The sequence below is a fragment of the Chitinophaga deserti genome (assembly GCF_003149455.1).
Taxonomy (GTDB): Bacteria; Bacteroidota; Bacteroidia; order Chitinophagales; family Chitinophagaceae; genus Chitinophaga; species Chitinophaga deserti.
Genome location: NZ_QFFK01000008.1, coordinates 107,243 through 127,762 on the forward strand (window position 1 = coordinate 107,243; position 20,520 = coordinate 127,762).

Below are 20,520 nucleotides of genomic sequence, written 5' to 3' on the forward strand. Positions count from 1 at the left end.
GGCAGAGGAGTGGTAAGGGGTGTTACATTTGAGCAGACTGATAAACGGTATTAAAAGAAAATAATTCCCGGTATGAATGTGGAGCGGCTCATATTAGGCACGGCGGGCATCGGTGGCATCTGGGGGCCGGTAGCCCCGGAAGCGTCGGTAGAAACAGTGCTGATGGCGTTGGAAGCTGGCATAAATGCGATTGATACTGCCCCGGCTTATGCCCATGCGGAAACGTATGTAGGAGAAGCCCTGAGGCAGTGGAAAGGGCCGATGCCAAGCGTCAGCTCCAAAGCCGGCCGCCTGAACGGCCTCACTGCTTACGATGGCCGGTACGACTATAGCCGTGATGCCATGTTCCGTAGTGTAAACTACTCTCTCTCCACTTTGGGCCTCGGGGAACTGGATGTACTTTTTCTCCATGATCCAGCTCAGATACCGCAAAATGATTTCGGACAGGTAGTAAAGGTGATGGCAGAGCTGAAAGAGAAGGGCTATGCCCGCGCCATCGGTATTGGTGGTAACCCGCCTGAGTGGGCATGGCCCTGGTTACAGGATGGTACATTCAGCGTGCTGATGGAATATAACCGGCTGAATGCCTGTAATACCTCAGCTCTCAATACCTCACTTCCCAAATGTACTTCAGCCGGTGTAAGGTATTTTGCTGCCAGTCCGCTGAATATGGGTGTACTGGGTAGCGCCTATACCAGTTTCATGAAGCAGCCTCCTGAATGGCTGCCTGCATCAGATATGGCTGCTGCCGGAAGGCTCATGGCCTTAGCGGAAGCAGACGGCCTCGAACTACGAGCCCTGGCGCATCGTTTTCTCTTTACCGTTCCGGGTAATTTCAATATCGTTATCGGTCCGTCTAACCCGCAGCAGCTGCACAGTACCCTCCGCGATTTTGCTGCCGGAGTGCTGCCTGCACCGCTTTACCGGAAAATTCTGGATTACAGCAAGGATATCTCATCACAATGAAAGCAATTAACGACCAAACCTTCCATATCGTCCGTGTACGTGTAAACGTATTGGAGCCTGTTCAGGCTGTAACACCCTTCCAGGATGCTACCATGGGCCCATTCCTGACTTTCGGCCTCGCCGTTATATCTCTGGAAGATGAAAATGGCAACGTGGGCGAAGCGCCGGTATTCAGCAGTTATACCAATATTCTCGAATCCTGTTTCTTACCCATCCTCTTACATACCAAAGGCATGCCTTATAATGATCTGTACAGCAAGCTGTATTGGTCTATCCGTAATGAAGGCTTCCGTGGAGCAGCAGCAGCGATGCTGGGGCAGATCGATTTTGCGTTGCACGACCTTGCTGCCCGCCGTGCAGGCAAACCTTTGCACCGCTTCCTCGGTGCTGAGCGCGATCATGTGAAAATATACGGGAGCGGAGGCGGAACGAATTACACTTATGCCCAGTTGGAAACAGAAGTGAATTATTTTCTGGATAAAGGGGTAGATTGCTATAAGATGAAAATCGGTAAGGATTTTGGCGGCCGTCCGGCAGAAGATGCAGCGCGTGTGAAGTTCGTGCGCGAGCTGATAGGGCCTGATGTGGCACTGGCAGTAGATGTGAATCAGGTATGGGATTGTGATCAGGCGCTGCGCTTCCTCGATCTTACCGCTGCGCAGAACCTTGCCTGGATTGAAGAGCCGGTGCATTCTGCAGGAATGGAACAGATACAACGCCTTTGCGCTGCAGCTCCGGTAAAAGTAGCTTTCGGAGAATCGGAGCGAACATCGCGGATGTTTCCTACCTTACTGCACCTTGGAGTGAAGCATTTCCAGCCGGTGCCTACACAAATTGGTGGGATACGTGAGTGGGCTGAAGTGCGTGACCTGGCAGCACAGAACGGAACTGATTTCTCTTCTGGCGGTTATTCTCTTTATACTGCAGGCCTGATGGCTACAGCTTCCGAAAGCTGCCGTGTGGAACATCTTTATTCCATCATGTCGGGCCTGGAACAATATTTCAGCGTACGTCCTGAATGGGACAAGGGGGGCTGGGCGCTGCCTGATATAGCAGGTGCCCCGGTACGGGTAGACTGGGCGTACTGGAAACGCGCCGGAAAAGTAACCCGCTCAGTGGAATGGGATGCAGAGGGGATGGCGGCTTACCTGCCTAATGTCATTTTGTAATGCATAAAAATGTAGCTACTTGAATATAACGCTGGAAGCATCTGACTATACTGTCCTGCTGCTCTATGTAGTGGCACTCCTGGCAGTGGGTTTTTATCTGAATAGCCGCAACCGGGAGGCCGGCCGCGACATCTTCCTCGGAGGGCGCTCGCTTTCCTGGTGGCAGATAGGTTTCTCTCTCTTTAGCGCCAACGCAGGGCCTTCCATGCTCGTGGGCTTCGCCAGCATAGGGTTCACACAGGGCATGGTGGGCAGTAACTTCGAATGGATGGCATGGTTCTTCATCTTCCTCCTGTCCATGTTCTTCCTTCCACATTATATTTCCACCAAAGTATATACCATGCCGCAGTTCCTGCTCGCCAGGTTCGGCAAACCATCCTATAATTTCCTCGTTATTTACAGTCTCATCTCCATCCTCATCGTATGGCTGGGGTGCGCACTGTATGCCGGCGGCCTTATCATTTCCCAGATATTCGATATTTCGTTGTTGAGAGCCGTTGGTGTTGTTGCATTCATCGCAGCGAGCTTTACTGCGGTAGGCGGATTGAAGGCCGTTGTACGGACTGGCATCTTCCAGTCCTGCGTGATCATCCTCTCATCAATCATCCTCGTATACCTTGCGCTGAAAAAGGCGGGTGGAATCCAGGCACTGGTGAACGGTGCGCCGGCGCATTACTGGCAGTTGTTCAAACCCGCTTCGGACCCTGAATACTCTTGGGTGGCCATGGTATTAGGATACCCTGTGGTCGGGATTTATTACTGGTGTACGGATCAGACGATCGTGCAGAAGGTGCTGGCAGGGAGAGATATGAAAGAAGGGCAATACGGCGCCATATTTATTGCCGCGCTGAAGATCTTCATGCCCTTCATTTTCATCTTCCCAGGTATCATCTGCTATGTGCTGTATAAAGACATGGCCCAGCCCGATAACGCTTACATCACCCTCGTGAGCCAGGTAATGCCGCATGGCTTCCTCGGCCTGTGCATAGCCGCGCTCATTGCCGCCCTGATAGACACGGTATCGAGCGGGCTTAATTCCTTCAGTACCGTATTCACACTCGATGTGCTGGCCCGCTTCCGGGATATGGATGAAAAGGCGAAGCGCCGGGCCGGGCAGTGGGTTACCGTATTGGCGGCCGTGCTGGCAGTAGGCGTGGCTTACCTGTTTTCCCATTCAGGGAAAGGGTTCTTCGAACTAAGCCAGGGCATGGTATCCATCCTTGCACCGCCTTTGTCGGTTGTATTTGTGGGTGGTATATCCTGGAAACGGGTGAACCGCCAGGCGGCGGAAGCGGTGTTGTATGGGGGCGGACTGGTATGCCTGATCGTAGGAGCCTGTCACATCCTGAACTTCCCGTCGAAAGAGTTCTGGCCCCATTTCATGCTGTTGTCTTTTTACCTGTTTGTAGCGATGGCTGTAGTGCTGGTTGTGGTAACGTTGCTGACCAAGCCCCCGGAAATACAGGCACTGCCTTCGCTGATAGAAACCTGGCGCCGGGAGGGGCGTACTTCCCGCAGCGTTTGGATCTGGTGGGGAGTGCTGGCGGTTGTGATGTGCGCTATTTATATCTGTTTTGCCTGATTTAAACCCGTTTTATATGCGTTTGCTCTTATTGACGATATTATTGGCTGCGGGGATGTTTGCTGCCTGTAATCAGCCTGAAAAGCTGGTAGAAAAAGTATTTGTGGTGAACATAAAAGCAGGGGGCGACTCTTTGCAGGCGTATCTGCGGTACCATGAAGCCGTATGGCCCGAAGTGGAAGAGGGATTCCGGAAAGCAGGATATAAAAAGATCCGCATGTTTCGCAGCCAGCATACGATGGTAATGGTGATCACTGTTCCGGAAGGGGCCGACCTGGATGCAATGGGTAAAGCTGCCGAGGCCAGTAATCCCCGCTGTGCAGAATGGAACCGCCTTATGGCTGCCTATCAGGAAGGCGTGGCAGGTACATTACCCGGCCAAACATGGACGGAAGCAGCTTCGTTTTATGAATTCAGTAATAAGTAATTACGGATTGGCAGGTGCATCATACTGCCGCATGAAATCCCTGGGTGAAAGACCCTTTACTTCCTTGAAGTGTTTGTTGAAGTTCGAAAGATTGTTATACCCGCTCATATAACACGCCTCTGTAACATTGTGCTTCTTCTCCAGCAGCAGCTTGGCTGCATGGCCAATACGTACTTCCTTCACAAAATCAATGAGCGTACGGTTGGTACGTGCCTTAAAATAACGGCAGAAGCCCGCGGTAGACATGGGGAGTATGTCTGCCACTGCTTTCAGTGATATCTCTTCCCTGAAATTCTGGAATATATAATCGAATACCTTATTGATTTTCTGTGCTTCGCCGGATGTGCTTACTGCATTATAATAGGGTGATGATAATACCTTTGCGTTTTCTGCATTGGCCAGTGTGTCCAGCAGGCTGAGCATGAGTGCTACGCGTGCCATGCCAGACGAGAAAAGCATTTGCTGCATGATAAGTTTTGCAGACTGGATGGTTTGTCCGGAAAAGGAGACCCCTTTCGCCGCGCGTTCGAAAAGTTCATTGATCTGCCGGGCTTCCGGCTTTTCCAGTAACTGCTGCCCGAGGAAGTCGGGGAAGAAGTGGATAACAGTTGCCTGTGGTGTGAGCATTGGATCCACCGTGGTATAATATTGCCAGCAATGTGGTAAATAGCTGCCCAACAGCACCAGCTCCGTGCCCGAAAAGTCTTCTATATGATCCCCGATAAATCTTTTACCACTGCAATTTTCTAATAAGGCTATTTCGAAATTGACATGCGACCTCAGTGTGGCGTATTTCTTTATCTCTAATATATCCGAGCGGACGGTGAAAGACTGGTCCGGCGGGAATGTGAAATTCTCATATATGTATTGCATATGCAGCTATAACGTTGATCCTGTCCTGGAAAAAATCACTGTTCGTATGGAATAAATGTACCCAAATATACTGAATTGCAGCATGTTTCCGCAATTGGTGGCGGTTGATACGGTTGATTTTACATGAGTGCAAAAAAAGCATAGTTAATAGTCAAATTTAGGGTGGTGGAGGGAAGCGTAATGTTGGACTTTTAGGTAGTTGCTAACAGGTACGGGGTTTCTCATCAGCCGAAAGGAGCTGTTGGTCATTTTTCCACCTATACAATTCCATGTAAGAATCAATCAAAATCAAAGCGCTGGATACAGGGTTCTGCGTAACGGACTGGATGCTACGGTAAAAGCGGGATGAGGGCCGGACCTTTCAATCACTCGCAGTAACAATTCAAAGATCAGATATATTTCATTTCAACAGAAAGTATGGCTATGCTACATAAGATGAAATTTGTAAAGTCCTGCTGGCTGGGCGCGGCGCTAACGGTATGTACCGTTGGTGCCCGTGCTTACGGACAGCAGAAAAAATATTCAACAGATCACGCCACGTTTACAGTAAACGCGAAAGGGTACTTTGTATCCATCAAAGACAAAAAAAACGGTAATGAATATGTTCCGAAAGGGCTGCCATCCGCGTTGCTAACCCTGGTAGCCCATAAACAGCAGATGCTGCCGGTCTCGGCGGTATATTCTTCCGGAAACATCCGCCTGCGGTATGCCGGTGGCGCCGTGGCGAATATCGGCATTAAGCTCCTTCCGCAGTATGTGCAGCTGGAGCTACTTTCGCTGGAAAACGCACCGGAGGTGGATAACATCATCTGGGGACCCTACAAAACCAATATCTCAAAAACCATTGGCGAAATCATATCCGTAGTGCGGGATGATTCCTTTGCCATCGGGATGCTTGGACTTACTGATAACACGACCAGCGGTCCGCCTACAGATGGCGACTTTGGCGTTACTTACTACTACATTCATTCCCCTGACCCCGTTAAGTATCCGCTTCCCCCTCATTTGAAGGAGGGCCAGAAGTTCAAGATCGGGGGCGATGGCCGAAATGATGTTGCCTTTTACTCACAGCCCGAAGAATACTTCAGGATGAATTATGGCAACGGCGCTGTGCTGGAGCCTGATTTCGGATCTTCCATCACCATGCATTCGCGTAACCGCCGTAAGGAACAGATGATCCGCTTTCCGGTGCTGCCCGATAATCTCGACGGCGGCTATAATTCTGCCCGCTATCAGCTGGTGGTTCCTACAGACGCGGGGTTTGAAGGATCTGCCATTGCTTTATATGCCTGTCCGGATACACTGGGTTTGCAGACGATAGAGCGGATTGTACTGAATGAAGGACTGCCACATCCGGAGATCAACGGCAAATGGATCAAAAACCCCGCATCCTTCCGTACCGATGTGGCCTGGCATGGGCCGCACGACAGTCTGGCTGCATACATGCACCGCCTTGGTCTGAAGAATGTGCAGGACGAAGGCTGGGGGGAATATTATCCCAATTTTGAAAACAAATGGGGCCATAACCGCGTCCGCTTTACCGGAGGCCGGGAGAAAACCCTGCCTGTATATGGACAGGAACTGAAGACTCAGGGTATCCGTTACGGATTGCATACCCTGTGTGAGTTTATGCAGCCGGGAAATAATAGTCACGTAGCGCCTGTACCAAGTGACAGTCTGGCTATCATGCAACGCACCCGGCTGGCAGCGGCATTATCTGCATCTGATACCGTGATCGTGCTGGAAGATACCGTGTACCTGAACGAGTTTGGCGGATGGGAAGGCAATCATACCAATGTATTGAAGATAGGGAAGGAGCTGATAGAATATGAAAGTATTACCACTACCCGACCGTATACCCTTGTAAATGTGAAGCGTGGCCTGTATGGTTCCGTCCGGGGTACTTATGCTTCCGGAACGGAGATCGTGAAACTGCAACCCAACTGCTACCGTGGTTTTGCACCCGACATGCGGTTACAGGAACTATACGCAGATTTTTATGGCCGCTGGCTCACCGAAGGAGGGATGGATTACATCGACTTCGACGGACTGGAAAGCTGTATGTACCAGGGGCACGGACAATACTCCTTTAAACGCTTCTTCCGGCAGCTGTTTGATTCGTATGCCAAAACCGGAGGAGAGTACCTTCGAGTGATGGGTTCCTGCGTATTCGAAGGGAACTGGCATTATATGAGCGTTTGCAACGTAGGTGGTGGTAACCATATGTTCGACCCGGTAGGTAACAAATGGGGTATAGAAGGGAAGGATATGCGGTATGTTTTCGAGAGCAACTACTTCCCCGCTACTTTTGGTATCATCAATTACTCGCCCGACTGGAGCATTTACGATATAGAAAACCTGCAGGCTAAATCCATTGGCTGGGATGCAACCTATATGTTAGGTCTCAGTCAGGGTGCAGTGGAACGCAGCGGTACGAAAGATGCTGCTTTCGCAGCATTCCGACTTTGGGAAGATGCGCGTGCTACCGGAGTATTTACGAAGGAGATTAAAGAGCAACTGAAGGACATGTCGAAGAAGTTCCACCTCGAAAAGACTGCTTCCGGGGCTTACATACTGTCTACCCTCCGGGAAAACCGGCTGCAGGATGTGGCTTATCAGAATGAGTTTCATGCTATTTTCCTGCAGAAGCCAGGCACAGCGGCCATGATGGAATGGTGGGTGAGGGTTCATGCTGAAAAGGGAGTTTGGGCCGATGGTTTAAAGATCCGTATGCCCGGAGGGCGCATCCTGCCTGTTGAAGTACGGTTGGCCGGAGGTGAATATGTACTGTACCATGATGGTGCAATGTATGTGGCAGACAGAAGCAGGAAAATACTACGGAAGATCGCAGACATAGACCCCATCGACTGGGAAAGCAGTAATCCTGCAATAGGGATTGCATCGTTGGGAGCGCCATCCGGTAAAGTAAAACTGGAAGTAGTGAGTGTTGTATTGGAAAACAGGCAACAGCTCAGGATTAAGTAAACAAAAAGTATTTGGTTGATATGTTAAGCAAATGGAGAGGTTTGAGTGTATGGCTGATGATGGGATGGACAGGCAGCGCCTGTGCACAGCAGGCTGTTCTTCCCGAAATCCTGCGCCCGCTGCATGGCGGGCTGCAGGTCAGCCTGATGCAGTACGAAGGCACGGAATGCAGGCGGACACTGGTATTTCAGGGTAATGAACTGGCAGATGGTGAAAACCGCTGGAAATTAGACTGGAAGACTGCTGACACGCCTGATGGAGGTAAAGCGGTAGCACTGACGTGTAAGCTGGTGAAAGGGCATGCAAGTGCCACCGCAGTGGCGGTAGATTTCCGCTTTGGAGAATGGAGTACGGATAACTATGTATTGGTGCCGGGGATCGTGTACAACGGAAACCGGTATCGTGCCATCGGGTATGGGTATAATCCGCAGTATCCGGCGGATATGTATTTCAACCCTGCAGTGCCCGTAACCATTTCCAATAACCCGCGGCTTTCGTTGCCCGGCGTGGATACATCTTTCCTCGAACTGCAAACCACTAATACGGCATCTCCCGGGATGAGCTTTTACGCCCCTGCAGGAGGTAAAAGCTGGTTTGTGCTCACAGAGCAGCAAACGGTTCTGGGTAATAGCGGGTTAACGATAACAGAGAATAAGCATCGCGACAGTGCCACCTTCCGCATCATGGCGCCATCCATGCGGAAGCGTGCCACAGGATTTGGGGATTTCCACCCCAGTGGTGACAAAGCACCCGACTGGCAGGCGGGCAGTGAAGTGGTACTGCGCTTTAACGTATATGCGCTAAAGACAACCGGCATACCCGGGCATTTGCAGCATTTCATGGCCATCCGAAAGTCTGCAACCGGCGCCAATCAGCCGAGGAACCTCGTGCCCATGAGTACAATTGCCCAACTGGGGACAGACATCTGCCGGGGTAATTTCACTGAAACCAAAGCCGGTAAATATTATCTCCCGGAAAATAGCCGGCATTTCCAGCTGGGCTGGGTGAGCGGGATGATAAATACCTTCCCCATGCTGGTGCTTAACGATTCACTGGAGCGTAGCCGCGTGGCAGAAGAGCTGGACTTTATCACTGCCAGGATGCAGGGAAGGAGCGGGTACTTCTACGGATTCATTTCGGAGAACGGAGTGCTGGGAACTGAAAAGGCCCATCCCGATTTTCCTGCGCTGCAGGCCATGGTGCGTAAAAACGGAGATGTGCTGTTCTGGATGATGAAGCACCTCATGCTCCTGAAAGATCAGGGGTATGGCGGAATCATCCGTCCTCAATGGGAAGCTGCCGCGCAAAGGCTGGCATCGGCATTTGTAAGTACCTGGAAAAAACATGGTGAGTTTGGCCAGTTCATAGTTCCGGAAACGGGTGAAGTGTCGGTATTCAATTCTTCCGCCGGTGCTATAGTTCCTGCAGGCCTTGCGCTGGCATCGGATTATTTCAGGAAGAAGGAATGGCTGGCTGTGGCTGAGGCCGCTGCAGCATTTTATTACCGCCGTGATGTAGAGCAGCGTGGCTTTAACGGAGGTGCCTGTGGCGATATTTCGCAGGATGCAGATTCTGAAACTGCTTTTGGTTTCCTGGAATCGCTCATGGCATTGTATCGGTACTCGGGTAAGGCGCAGTGGCTTTCCCGTGCGGAAGTGCAGGCCGCTCTTTGTGCCAGCTGGGTAATAGCATACGATCCGGTTTTCCCGGCAGGCAGTACTATCGGTAAACTGGGAGGCCGTATGGCCGGAGCTATATGGGCCAGTAGCCAGAATAAGCATGCCGCACCGGGTGTTTGCACCTCATCGGCCGATCATCTGTTCAGGCTATACCGTGCCACAGGTAATACCCGCTATGCTGAACTTATCCGTGATATCCAGCATGCGCATACCGAAGCGGTAAACATGCCGGGGCATATCACTTCCAATTACCGCATAGGCAGCAGCATGGAGCGTATTCAGCCCAGTGATGCCGAAGGGAAAGGGGCTATCGGCAACTTTATACATACCCGCAACTCATGGACGGAGACCAATGGCATCCTCATGGCCATGGAGCTGCCCGGCATTTACGCCCGCCCGGGTGAAGGGAAGTACTTTGTGTTTGATCATATCGAAGCCGAAAAGCTGGCAGAAGATAAAAACTCCATCACCCTGCGCCTTAGCAATAACACTGCTTACAATGCATCGGTATCGGTATTCGCGGAAACTGCCCGCAAGGCTGCACGACCAATAGATTATACCACTTTTACCCATTGGCCAAAGGTGAACATTCCTTCAGGCGGCCAGTGTATTGTACAGAACATGGCCAATGGAAGCGTAATATGGGATAACGACTGACTTTATAGTGCGGTACCTGATCCGCCAGTTAAATGATACTATTTGTTATATGTTGAATCACTGTTCTAATATCCTTTCTTCAGTAACAGCGAAGAAACTGGATGACTAAAACTGAGCCCGCTGTATTTACAGCGGGCATTCTGTTTAATCCTTTTTCAGCCAGCCTGTAATGCTCATCCGGGGCTTGTTGGCCACCAGTACCTCATGTTCCAGCTCACTGCTTTTGAAAAATACCGTTTTGCCGCCAGTGGGATCTATTTCCTGGGAGGCCTGCCCGGTGTGGTGGATGGTGAGCTGCCCGCCGTCTCCGGCTTCCCAGTCGAGGTTGAGGTAAATGATCATGGAAAACTGCCTGCTGGGATTGTTGCGGAACTGATCAATATGTTTTTTGTAGAAACTGCCAGTTTCGTAAAGGGCATAATGGAATTCATAACCATTGATGCCGGTATAGCAGGTATTGTTCAGGTGGAGGATAAATTCATCCATTAAAGAGAAAAAGGCATTCTCGTGGATGTCGTTATGTTTCCTGTCCAGCCAGTAGATAATATCGCTGCGAACGGATTTGTCGTGCGAAACCAATTCATTGTTGCCGGTGCCGGCAGCATGCATCTGCCGGTTCCCTGACAGCCGGATCAGGTTGTTTTTGAGGTCGCCGGCCAGTTGTGGGCTTAAAAAGTTCTCGGCGATGCCGACCCTGTTTTCAACAAAACTGTTGATCAGGGTGTCGAATGATGTGTGCAAAGAGCGGAAGATTACAGAGACAGCATTATCCCTGTTGCGGTGAAGGTAGACTAAATAACCGTAATGTGTCTTACGGAAACCGGAGATATTGACTACCTTTGCCCCCGGTGAAGAAAATCATAGCCCTCATATTATTTGCGGTATATCTCATATCCAGCACAGAGCTGCGCGAATTAGCCAAGCTCCCCGTGCTGATACAGCATTTTAATGAACACCGGGAGCTGAATCACCTCATCACCTTTACCGAATATCTTACTGACCATTACAATAACCTGCCCCATACGGATAACGATGAGGAGCGGGATAACCAGCTGCCCTTCAAAAGGGTGGATTCGAATGTGATGTTCAGTCCTGTTATCCCCGCTACCGGTACGGTAGAACTCCGGAAGCCGGTAATCCCCATTGCTTCCAATGAACTGTTCTCCCGGAACGTTCATTTTTTTCCTTCCGCGACCGTCAGTAAAATCTGGCAGCCTCCCAAATCCGGTTCATTCCTGACTAACCAGGGCTGACCATTCCGTGGTCTGTCCTGACCTTATTTTCTGGATTGACCAAATCAAATCTTCATGTTGAATCGAATTATCGGGTTTTCCGTAAGGAATAAACTCGTAGTTGCGTTGTTTACCATCGCATTAATCATCTATGGCATTTTCGAGCTTTTCAAACTGCCTATAGATGCCGTTCCGGATATTACCAATAACCAGGTACAAATCATCACCATCGCACCATCTTACGGTGCTACCGATATAGAACGCCTGGTCACATTCCCGGTAGAGCAGGCCAGCAGTAACATTGCCGGTATCTCGGAGATCAGGAGCTACAGCCGGTTTGGCTTGTCGCTCGTAACCCTGGTGTTCGACGATGGGGTGGATATCTATTGGGCGCGGCAACAGGTGTCGGAAAGACTGGCCGTTATCCAGGAAACCATCCCCGACGGTATCGGTAAGCCGGAAATGGGGCCCATTTCCACAGGGCTGGGTGAGATTTATCAGTATGTTGTAAAGCCCCGTAAAGGTTATGAAGGCAAGTATGATATTACCGAACTGCGTACCATTCAGGATTGGATCGTGCGCCGCCAGCTGCTGGGGGTTAAAGGTGTAGCAGAAGTGAGCAGTTTTGGCGGTAAGCTGAAGCAATATCATGTAGCCGTGAACCCCGGTAAGTTACAGGCGCATGGCATCACCATTACGGACGTTTTCAGGGCGCTGGAAACGAATAATGAGAATACGGGAGGGGCTTACATCGAGAAGCAGTCTACTGTTTTGTATATCCGTAGTGAGGGGCTGATCGGGAGCCGGGAGGATATTGAGAATATTGTGGTGCGGAATACGGCAAGTGGCGCCCCATTGCTCATCCGGGATGTGGCAGAAGTAATAACAGGATCTGCCACCCGTTACGGTGCGCTCACGTACAATAACGAAGGCGAAGTATCCGGGGCTATTGTGATGATGCTGAAGGGGGCCAACAGCAATGTGGTGATCGAAGATATTAAGCGGAAGATCGCCGACATACAGGCCACATTGCCTGAAGGAGTGGTAATAGAACCATTCCTGGACCGGACGGACATGGTGTCTAATGCCATTCAGACGGTGGAAACCAACCTGCTGGAAGGGGCGCTGATCGTCGTATTTGTACTGGTGATATTCCTGGGCAATCTGCGGGCGGGTTTACTGGTAGCCTCTGTCATCCCGCTATCCATGCTGTTTGCTGTAATCATGATGAACCTGTTTGGCGTAAGTGGAAACCTCATGAGCTTAGGAGCGCTGGATTTCGGGCTGATCGTGGATGGCGCGGTTATCATCGTGGAAGCGGTGATGCACCAGCTGAGCCATAATAAGAAGTTTGCGGCCGTTACCATGCTATCCCGCCAGGATATGGATAAGGAAGTGAAAAGTGCTTCCTCCAAAATGATGAACAGCGCGGTTTTCGGGCAGATCATCATTTTGATCGTTTATCTCCCCATTTTCAGCCTGCAGGGTATCGAGGGTAAGATGTTTAAGCCCATGGCGCAAACGGTCGCTTTTGCCCTGTTGGGAGCCTTTATATTGTCACTTACCTACATCCCCATGATGAGCGCCGTTTTCCTGAGCCGGAAGGTTAAAGTGAAACAAAACCTGTCTGACCGGGTGATGAACCATGTGGAAGGCAGGTATACCTCCCTGCTTACCCGGGCACTGGCCGTACCGAAATCCATTATTGCTATTGTGGTGCTCCTGTTTGTTTTATCGGTGTACGTGCTCACGCGGCTGGGAGGGGAGTTTATCCCATCCATCGAAGAAGGTGATTTTGCTGTGGAGACGCGCGTATTGCCCGGCAGTAACCTCAACACCACCATCGATAATGTGCAGAAAGTGGCCGGTATTCTCAAAAGCCGGTTCCCGGAAGTGAAGAACATCGTTACCAAGATCGGTAGCAGCGAAGTACCTACGGAACCCCTGCCCATGGATATGGGAGATATGATCATCAATCTGAAGCCTAAGTCCCAATGGGTATCCGCCCGGTCGTTCGATGAGCTGTCCAATAAAATGAGCGCCGCAGCATCGGAGGTGCCCGGTGTTACCACCAGCTTCCAGTTCCCTGTTCAGATGCGGTTCAACGAACTGATGACAGGCGCCCGGCAGGATGTGGTATGTAAAATATTCGGTGAGGATTTCGATACTTTAGGCATATACGCCAAACAGCTGGGGAACATTGCCAAAACGGTAGAGGGCACCACCGAGTTGTATGTGGAGCAGATCACCGGTACACAACAGATCGTTATCAGGTATAACCGTGCAGCTATTGCGCAATACGGATTGAACATCTCCGATATTAACCGCAATGTAAACGCAGCATTTGCCGGCCAGAGTACAGGCCTCGTATTTGAAGGGGAGAAGCGATTTGATCTGGTGGTGCGCCTGCAGAACGAACAGCGTACCGACATCCGGGATGTGCAGAACCTGCTGATCCCTACACCGGCAGGAACGCAGATACCCCTGTACCAGGTGGCTGTGGTAGAGCTGGCAGACAGTCCAAGCCAGATCCAGCGCGAAGATACCAGGCGGCGGATACTGGTGGGCTTCAACGTCAGTGGCCGGGATGTGGAGAGTATAGTGGAAGAACTGCAGCATAAAGTGAAAGCAGGTATGAAGCTGCCTGCGGGTTACTCCGTCAGCTATGGCGGATCGTTCGAGAACCTCAATGAAGCCAAAGCACGCCTTTCCATTGCAGTGCCGGTTTCACTCATCCTGATATTCCTCCTGTTGTATTTCGCTTTTAATTCCATCAAATACGGGTTGCTAATTTATACTGCCATCCCCCTGTCGGCCATCGGCGGCATTTTCCTGCTGGCTATGAGGGGAATGCCCTTCAGTATCAGCGCAGGTGTAGGCTTTATTGCACTATTCGGTATTGCAGTGCTGAATGGTATTGTACTGGTGGCAGAATTCAACAGGATTAAAAATAACGGGGAAACGGATATGAAAAAGATTGTGACGCAGGGCACCGCTACCCGTTTACGGCCGGTGCTGATGACGGCCTTTGTGGCCTCACTGGGCTTTCTGCCAATGGCATTGAGTAATGGTGCGGGAGCATCTGTTCAGCGTCCGCTGGCTACCGTGGTTATCGGTGGACTCATGATTGCCACCCTGTTGACGTTATTCGTACTCCCCATTCTGTATGTCACATTCGAAAAGGGGATCATTGTGAAACCTAAGAAAGTGGTACTGGGTGCCCTGCTGCTGTTCGCTGCGGCACCAGCTGTTGGCCAAAAGCCCATTTCTGTGGAAGAGGCGCTGGATGCTGCAGTTACCAATAATTTGCAGGTGCAGAACCGGAAGCTGCGGGCGGAGCGGGCAAAGGAACTTATCCGTACCGGTATGGACCTTCCAAAGACAACCGTAGGTGCTGAATATGGGAAGTTTAATAGTCCGCTGGCAGACGACAGGCTGTCTGTAATGCAGAGCTTCAGTCTGCCTGCGGTGTATAGCCGGCAGCGCCGCCAGTTGGGCGAAGAGTGGAAGGCAGCACTGCTGGAAACAGAATTGCAGGAGGCAGAGATCCGGAAGCTGACCACTGGGATCTTCTACGAGTTACTGCTCGTTTCGGAAAAGGAAACCCTGTTGGGTAAGATGGATACCGCCTACAGTGCCTTTCTGCGGGTGGCTGCATTGCGTTTAAAAGCGGGCGAAACAAATGTGCTCGAAAAAGCCAGTGCGGAAAACCAGTTGCTGCAGCTCCGGATTATGCGGAAAAGTCTCCGGCAGGAGCGGGCTATGCTGCAGCAGCAATTCATGCTGTTGCTCAATACAACAGAGCCCCGCTTGCCGGTATCCTCTTCTTTTAAATTGGAAGCCCCGTTACCTGATACTGCTTTGCTGGCAGAGCATCCATTGCTGAGATTACAGCGGCAGCAGGAGAAAGCTGCAGAGGCGGCAATATTGGTGGAGAAGTCGAAGCTCCTCCCGGAGCTCAGCGCGGGTTATAATAACCTCAGTATCCGGGATGGAGTGCGGTATGACCGGGGGAGCCGCTTTCAGTCGTTCCAGGTAGGGGTGGCTATTCCTGTCTTCACAGGTTCACAAAAGGCGAGGATCAAATCTGCTAAAACTTTCCGGCGAATCGTGGAAAACGAGACGGCTTACAATACACAGGCATTACTGGCACAATACCAGACCGCACTTGCACAGGTGAGCCAGTACGGAGAAATCGTTCATGATTTTGAAGACGGCACCCTGAGGAATGCCCTTGAAATCACTGGCACCCTCAACCGGCAGCTGGAAGGCGGGGAAATCAATTACCTGGAATGGACCGTACTCAACCAGCAATCCCTCAATACCCAGCTCGATTATCTCGAAGCTGTAAAGAACCTGAACAACAGTATCAATCATCTCAATTACCTCTTAGCTAAATAATCATGAATTATCATATCATTTTACATAGCGCAGCAGCAATTTTATTAAGTATATCTGTAGCAGGTTGCGGGGGGAATAAAGATGCCGCAACAGCAGAAGCACCGGTGAATGCTCCATCAGATGTAGTGACATTGACGGTGGAGCAACTTAAAAACACCGGCCTTACAACGGGAACGGTCAGTGAAAAGCAAATTGGCGGTATACTTAAACTGAGCGGACAGATAGATGTGCCGCCGCAGAATCTCGTATCTGTAAGTATTCCGCTGGGCGGATATCTCAAATCTACCGCTATGATGCCGGGTACGCACGTCCGGAAGGGACAGCTGCTGGCAGTGATGGAGGATCCCCAGTATATCCAGTTGCAGCAGGAGTACCTTATGGCTGTGAATAAGCTGGCATATGCAGAAAAGGAGTTTGTACGGCAAAAGGAACTGAACAGCAGTAAAGCCAGCAGCGATAAAGTGCTGCAGCAGGCGGAAAGTGAGTATCGTAATGTGGCCATCACCACCAAAGCACTGGCCGCTAAACTGGGGCTGATCGGAATTAATGCCGACCGGTTGTCGGAGAACAACATATCCCGGACAGTAAACATCTATTCCCCGATCAACGGGTATGTTAACAAAGTGAATGTGAACATCGGGAAGTATGTAACGCCATCTGATGTGATTTTTGACCTGGTGAATCCGGAAGACATTCACCTGAACCTTACCGTTTACGAAAAAGACCTTGGCAAACTATCCATCGGCCAGCGGGCAACGGTATTCACCAATGCGCGTCCTGACCAGCAGTACGATACGAGAATCATACTGATCAGTCATTCCCTGAACGAAAACCGTAGTGCGGAAGTGCATTGTCATTTTGAACACTATGATAAAAGCCTGGTACCCGGTATGTACATGAATGCGGAGATCAGGCTGAACGATAGTATGGAGAAGGTGCTACCCGGTGAGGCAATTGTGAGCTTTGAGAATAAGGATTATGTGTTTGTGCAGGAAGGGGAACGGACTTTCCGGATGCTGCCCGTTCAAAAGGGCCAGGCTGGCGAAGGGGTTACGGTAGTAACATCACCTGATCTGACCGGTAAGAAGATCGTTACTGCCGGAGCTTATTCGTTGCTGATGCAGTTGAAGAATACGGGGGAATAATTATGCCGTGATTAGTTCTTAGATTATAGCCGGTGGGTATAACGGCGCAAAAGAATACGGCCGGGAGTATCAGGGTAACTGGAAGAATTCCCGGCCGGTATTTAGAAAGTAAGTTCAAATGTCCGCTCATCCGGAGGTAAACATTGCTTAATATCGCAACACTGGAAGTACAGCCCGGTTTTTACTTTTCCACCTGTTTTATCCTTTCTCGCAAACTTTTGAATAAAAACTGCGGAGGATGTATATACTAACACCCCGGGATCACTGGCGGAGGCCGATGGGGTAGATTTACTCCAGGTCCCTGCCGGTAATAGCGATGTCGGTGTATCCAGTATGGGTTCCAGCTGGATATAGGGTAAGTTGTCCGGGACAAATGCATAGATATGCCATCCGGCGAGTATTTCAGTTTTTACCACTACCGCCAGGCTGTCTCCTTCAACTACCAGGGTTGCATTCACTGTAACCGGACTGGCCTCATCGGGTACAGGGCATGTCAATGCAGCGGCCTGCTTCAATATTTTACTGTCGAACCTGCTTTGTCCGTACGATAAAGAGGAGAATAGCAGGGAGATGATTAATAGTCCTCTCATCAGTTATATGTATTAATTACAAACCGGTAGCCATTGGTTTCACTGAAGAATAGTTTTTTCCGGTGCTTCGCCAGCCAGGATTTCCATTCGGCGGCAGCTGTGAAGTTTTCTCCGGTATAGCGTTTGAGCACTCTCAATGCCATGTCTTCCCTGACTTTTCGTTCGAGCATACTAATGCAGGCATCCAGTAGTTTGAGGCTGTGGTTGGGTACGCCGATGGTGGCAACGTCTTCATCAATTTCATAAGAGAAGAACGCTTTCGGATCACAGTATATGTAGTCGAAATTAGTGTTCATATATTGTTGGAAAGCGGCAGCATCATTACCGAATTTTTCATAATACTTTCCGGTGAGTGATTTCATGTGGCTTTCCCAGGTAGGCAATTCCTGTACATAGCCGAGGTAGGGGAGCATCGTTTCTTCCTGTGAAGTCAGTTTTTCTCCGGCTGCCACCTTGGCATCTATGCGGGTTTTTTCTTTGCGGTTGTGTTCATTAAACTTTTTAATTTCCTCCACTGATTCTTCAAAAGATTCCTTCGTTGCATTTGCAATAATCTCCCTGACATTATCGGTAGTGGCCATCCGGTCGTTGTACTTCCGGGTGATGGGTGTTTTGCCGTTGAACTGTTTCATGTAGGCAACGGTATTGATAAATACCTTCTTTGCTTCTTCCGTCATTTTAAGCGGGGAGGAACCAAATCCCCAGAGGAAGAAGTTGCCATGCCTTCCCAGCGCTACTGCCTGTACATCTTTCGTGCATACGCCGCTGGAGATCACTTCTGCATCCGGACCTTCAGCAAACCGGTTGCCTCTTGCCACTAGGCCTATCCTGGCGTCTTTATCGGTTAAATAACCTTCTTCCTGAACGGTCCACATAGGGATTTGTTTGGGGACTGATTTGCCGGTGGTATAGTGGAATATACCTTCGGGCGTGGCTTTGGTTTTCAGGGTAGGGGATACTTTATTAAGGGGACCTTTAAAGATGGGATGCTTTGTGTTAATGTGGTGTGCGTCCGCATCGAGGCAAAGGCAAAGCCAGTCGAGTTTTAAGCCAATGGCTTCACCCATTTCAGGGGCAGTGTTCGCGATAAATACGGTGGGTTTGGAGAAGTTGTTGGGCAGGAAAGCCGGCCTGTGATGCTGTTTGATCCGGGCGGTATCCTGCTGCGGCAATGGGTTGGGCTTGAAGTCGAAGATGGTGACATCGAAAGGTTCGGAAGTATCCGGTTTCCAGTCCCGGCAGTCCATAGCCGTAACCTCTGTGAAGTTCTCGCCTAAAAGGGCTTTAAAGGCCGGCATCCTTACCGGGTACTCTGCGGTAAATCCCTCTTTAGACATACCGCCCGGAGCCATCCTGCCTATTTCAGGTAATGGTCTGGAAGGGTCATATCCTACGTAAAGCACTTTAAGCCTGTATTTCCCTTTGCCTGACTGCCCCATTGCCGGGATAGTGAATAAGCTTCCCATCAGGAGTAAAAGGCATAAGAATCGTGTGTACATAATTCTTTCTTTTAATTGGTTGAATTGATTTTAGTGGTAGTAACGAAAATGTGGTCCTGTTACCTATATAGAGCATGGTCAGGGGGATTTGTACGTAAAAGCACAGATAATTCTTGGAGTAGACAGAAATTGTGCTTCCAGAATGTTAGCCAAACTATTTTCTTTTTACCCCCGTATTTGTATCGATGATTAACAGGGAGCATGGTGAATTACCGGTAAGTGCCCCTCACAAATCCGTTTTAACAACTAATACAAATACATTATGAAAAACGTAATGATGATTGCTGTATTCGCTGCTGCAGTGTTTACGGCAACAACGATGGAAGCTTCCACGCCTGCTGCTTCCGGTGTAAATACAGCAGCTTTCCGCGAATGGAAAAAATCTGCTTCAGGTACATGGGCTGGCATGCACGAAGGGAAAACATTGTGGTATAAGCTCGACAAAAAAGGCGGGCTGTGGCATAGTACTGATGGTAAAGAATGGATGGCGGATAAGGGCGGCGCCTGGACAGATAAGGATGGCAAATGGCTGAAGATTCACGACAAGAAGCTTGTCTGGAGTACGGATGGAACATCCTGGACAGAAGTGCCTGAGTGGAAATGGGAGGGAGCCGATGGCAAATGGAACAAGTTCGATGCAAAGTGGAACTTGTGGGTGAATGAGTAAAACAAACGCCCCTTGCACTGCAATGCAGGGGGCATTTTATAATGCTGTAAAACCGGTAACGATGTTCAGCCGTATATTATGGGTGTTCTATCATTTTGACTGACTTTGAAAATTACACCTAAATATTCTGAAGAAGACCTGGTACAGTTGCTGAAGCAGCGGGATGAAACTGCCTTTAAGTTTTTGTATGACAATTACGCTTCGGCGCTGTACAGTGTAATATTGAGTATTGTGCCGGAGGCGGAAACTGCCCGGGACGTGCTTCAGGATTGCTTTGTCAAGATCTGGCGGATGATGGATCAGTACGATCCCTCAAAAGCCCGGCTGTTTACCTGGATGCATAGTGTGGCCCGGTCTGGCGCAATTGACGCAGTTCGCAGTAAACATTGGAAGAATGCCCGTTTGAACGGCCCGGTGGTAGATGGGCAGCATGTAGTTCCGGGCATGGCGGTTGAATACATAGGGTTGCGGAAATCTGTCCATCAGTTAAAGGAAGAACACAGGGTATTGGTGGAATTATCCTACTTTCAGGGTTATACCCACGAGGAAATTTCCAAACAGGTTAATATTCCGATGGGAACAGTGAAAACGAGATTGCGCGCGGCATTAACGCAGCTCAGGAAAATGGTGACTTTGTTATTTTTATAG

The 20,520-nt window shown here is 50.0% G+C and carries 15 protein-coding genes; 11 read left to right on the forward strand and 4 right to left on the reverse strand.

Annotation, left to right across the window (positions count from 1 at the left end; all coding sequences use genetic code 11):
- The first annotated feature begins 72 nt into the window (after positions 1–72).
- The 4 genes from DEV76_RS18625 to DEV76_RS18640 are packed head-to-tail and all read left to right on the forward strand — an operon-like array spanning position 73 to position 4,144.
- Positions 73–966 (forward strand): aldo/keto reductase, encoded by an 894-nt coding sequence (locus DEV76_RS18625; protein WP_109699441.1) that lies wholly within the window; start codon positions 73–75, stop codon positions 964–966.
- Complete coding sequence (locus tag DEV76_RS18630; RefSeq protein WP_109699442.1) at positions 963–2,135, forward strand: enolase C-terminal domain-like protein; 1,173 nt, start codon at positions 963–965, stop codon at positions 2,133–2,135. Before DEV76_RS18625 ends, DEV76_RS18630 begins: the two co-directional genes overlap by 4 nt.
- Before the next feature lie 19 nt (positions 2,136–2,154).
- Positions 2,155–3,717, forward strand: a complete 1,563-nt coding sequence (locus DEV76_RS18635; RefSeq protein ID WP_109699443.1) for a sodium:solute symporter family transporter — start codon at positions 2,155–2,157, stop codon at positions 3,715–3,717.
- 16 nt (positions 3,718–3,733) lie between these two features.
- Positions 3,734–4,144 (forward strand): L-rhamnose mutarotase, encoded by a 411-nt coding sequence (locus tag DEV76_RS18640; RefSeq protein ID WP_109699444.1) that lies wholly within the window; start codon positions 3,734–3,736, stop codon positions 4,142–4,144.
- Here DEV76_RS18640 and DEV76_RS18645 read toward each other — a convergent pair whose 3' ends face one another.
- On the reverse strand, positions 4,145–5,017 hold the full coding sequence (locus DEV76_RS18645; RefSeq protein WP_109699445.1) for an AraC family transcriptional regulator: 873 nt from the start codon (positions 5,015–5,017) through the stop codon (positions 4,145–4,147).
- Between the two features lie 435 nt (positions 5,018–5,452).
- On the opposite strand from DEV76_RS18645, the gene DEV76_RS18650 reads away from it, so the two are divergent.
- Both DEV76_RS18650 and DEV76_RS18655 read left to right on the forward strand, forming a co-directional pair.
- The gene (locus DEV76_RS18650; RefSeq protein ID WP_109699446.1) at positions 5,453–8,002 is read left to right on the forward strand and encodes a hypothetical protein; all 2,550 of its coding nucleotides are present in this window, start codon (positions 5,453–5,455) and stop codon (positions 8,000–8,002) included.
- Between the two features lie 20 nt (positions 8,003–8,022).
- Positions 8,023–10,338: a hypothetical protein gene (locus DEV76_RS18655; protein ID WP_157962987.1), complete on the forward strand. Its 2,316-nt coding sequence runs from the start codon at positions 8,023–8,025 to the stop codon at positions 10,336–10,338.
- A 144-nt stretch (positions 10,339–10,482) separates the two neighbouring features.
- On the opposite strand, the gene DEV76_RS18660 is transcribed toward DEV76_RS18655, so the two are convergent.
- On the reverse strand, positions 10,483–11,079 hold the full coding sequence (locus DEV76_RS18660; protein ID WP_109699448.1) for a 2OG-Fe(II) oxygenase: 597 nt from the start codon (positions 11,077–11,079) through the stop codon (positions 10,483–10,485).
- Positions 11,080–11,186: 107 nt separating this feature from the next.
- On the opposite strand from DEV76_RS18660, the gene DEV76_RS18665 reads away from it, so the two are divergent.
- Genes DEV76_RS18665 through DEV76_RS18675 form a run of 3 tightly spaced genes read left to right on the forward strand, consistent with a single transcriptional unit; the run spans position 11,187 to position 17,116 of the window.
- Positions 11,187–11,591 (forward strand): hypothetical protein, encoded by a 405-nt coding sequence (locus DEV76_RS18665; protein ID WP_109699449.1) that lies wholly within the window; start codon positions 11,187–11,189, stop codon positions 11,589–11,591.
- A 54-nt stretch (positions 11,592–11,645) separates the two neighbouring features.
- Positions 11,646–15,971, forward strand: a complete 4,326-nt coding sequence (locus DEV76_RS18670; RefSeq protein ID WP_109699450.1) for a CusA/CzcA family heavy metal efflux RND transporter — start codon at positions 11,646–11,648, stop codon at positions 15,969–15,971.
- A gap of 2 nt (positions 15,972–15,973) precedes the next feature.
- The gene (locus DEV76_RS18675; RefSeq protein WP_109699451.1) at positions 15,974–17,116 is read left to right on the forward strand and encodes an efflux RND transporter periplasmic adaptor subunit; all 1,143 of its coding nucleotides are present in this window, start codon (positions 15,974–15,976) and stop codon (positions 17,114–17,116) included.
- A 101-nt stretch (positions 17,117–17,217) separates the two neighbouring features.
- Here the strand turns inward: DEV76_RS18675 and DEV76_RS18680 are convergent, their stop codons facing one another.
- Positions 17,218–17,706, reverse strand: coding sequence for a protein-disulfide reductase DsbD domain-containing protein (locus tag DEV76_RS18680; RefSeq protein ID WP_109699452.1), 489 nt, complete (start codon positions 17,704–17,706; stop codon positions 17,218–17,220).
- Positions 17,706–19,205, reverse strand: a complete 1,500-nt coding sequence (locus tag DEV76_RS18685) for a hypothetical protein (protein ID WP_157962988.1) — start codon at positions 19,203–19,205, stop codon at positions 17,706–17,708. Before DEV76_RS18685 ends, DEV76_RS18680 begins: the two co-directional genes overlap by 1 nt.
- A gap of 262 nt (positions 19,206–19,467) precedes the next feature.
- Here DEV76_RS18685 and DEV76_RS18690 point away from each other — a divergent pair, with 262 nt between their 5' ends.
- Together DEV76_RS18690 and DEV76_RS18695 are read left to right on the forward strand one after the other, a co-directional pair.
- Positions 19,468–19,872 (forward strand): hypothetical protein, encoded by a 405-nt coding sequence (locus DEV76_RS18690; RefSeq protein ID WP_109699454.1) that lies wholly within the window; start codon positions 19,468–19,470, stop codon positions 19,870–19,872.
- Between the two features lie 105 nt (positions 19,873–19,977).
- Positions 19,978–20,520 (forward strand): RNA polymerase sigma factor, encoded by a 543-nt coding sequence (locus DEV76_RS18695; protein WP_109699455.1) that lies wholly within the window; start codon positions 19,978–19,980, stop codon positions 20,518–20,520.

Bases quoted from the DNA above. Each gene is read 5' to 3' on its own strand.
- DEV76_RS18680 (WP_109699452.1), bottom strand. From the start codon at position 17,706: ATGAGAGGACTATTAATCATCTCCCTGCTATTCTCCTCTTTATCGTAC.
- DEV76_RS18690 (WP_109699454.1), top strand. From the start codon at position 19,468: ATGAAAAACGTAATGATGATTGCTGTATTCGCTGCTGCAGTGTTTACG.
- DEV76_RS18630 (WP_109699442.1), top strand. From the start codon at position 963: ATGAAAGCAATTAACGACCAAACCTTCCATATCGTCCGTGTACGTGTA.
- DEV76_RS18645 (WP_109699445.1), bottom strand. From the start codon at position 5,017: ATGCAATACATATATGAGAATTTCACATTCCCGCCGGACCAGTCTTTC.
- DEV76_RS18675 (WP_109699451.1), top strand. From the start codon at position 15,974: ATGAATTATCATATCATTTTACATAGCGCAGCAGCAATTTTATTAAGT.
- DEV76_RS18625 (WP_109699441.1), top strand. From the start codon at position 73: ATGAATGTGGAGCGGCTCATATTAGGCACGGCGGGCATCGGTGGCATC.
- DEV76_RS18685 (WP_157962988.1), bottom strand. From the start codon at position 19,205: ATGTACACACGATTCTTATGCCTTTTACTCCTGATGGGAAGCTTATTC.
- DEV76_RS18655 (WP_157962987.1), top strand. From the start codon at position 8,023: ATGTTAAGCAAATGGAGAGGTTTGAGTGTATGGCTGATGATGGGATGG.
- DEV76_RS18650 (WP_109699446.1), top strand. From the start codon at position 5,453: ATGAAATTTGTAAAGTCCTGCTGGCTGGGCGCGGCGCTAACGGTATGT.
- DEV76_RS18640 (WP_109699444.1), top strand. From the start codon at position 3,734: ATGCGTTTGCTCTTATTGACGATATTATTGGCTGCGGGGATGTTTGCT.
- DEV76_RS18670 (WP_109699450.1), top strand. From the start codon at position 11,646: ATGTTGAATCGAATTATCGGGTTTTCCGTAAGGAATAAACTCGTAGTT.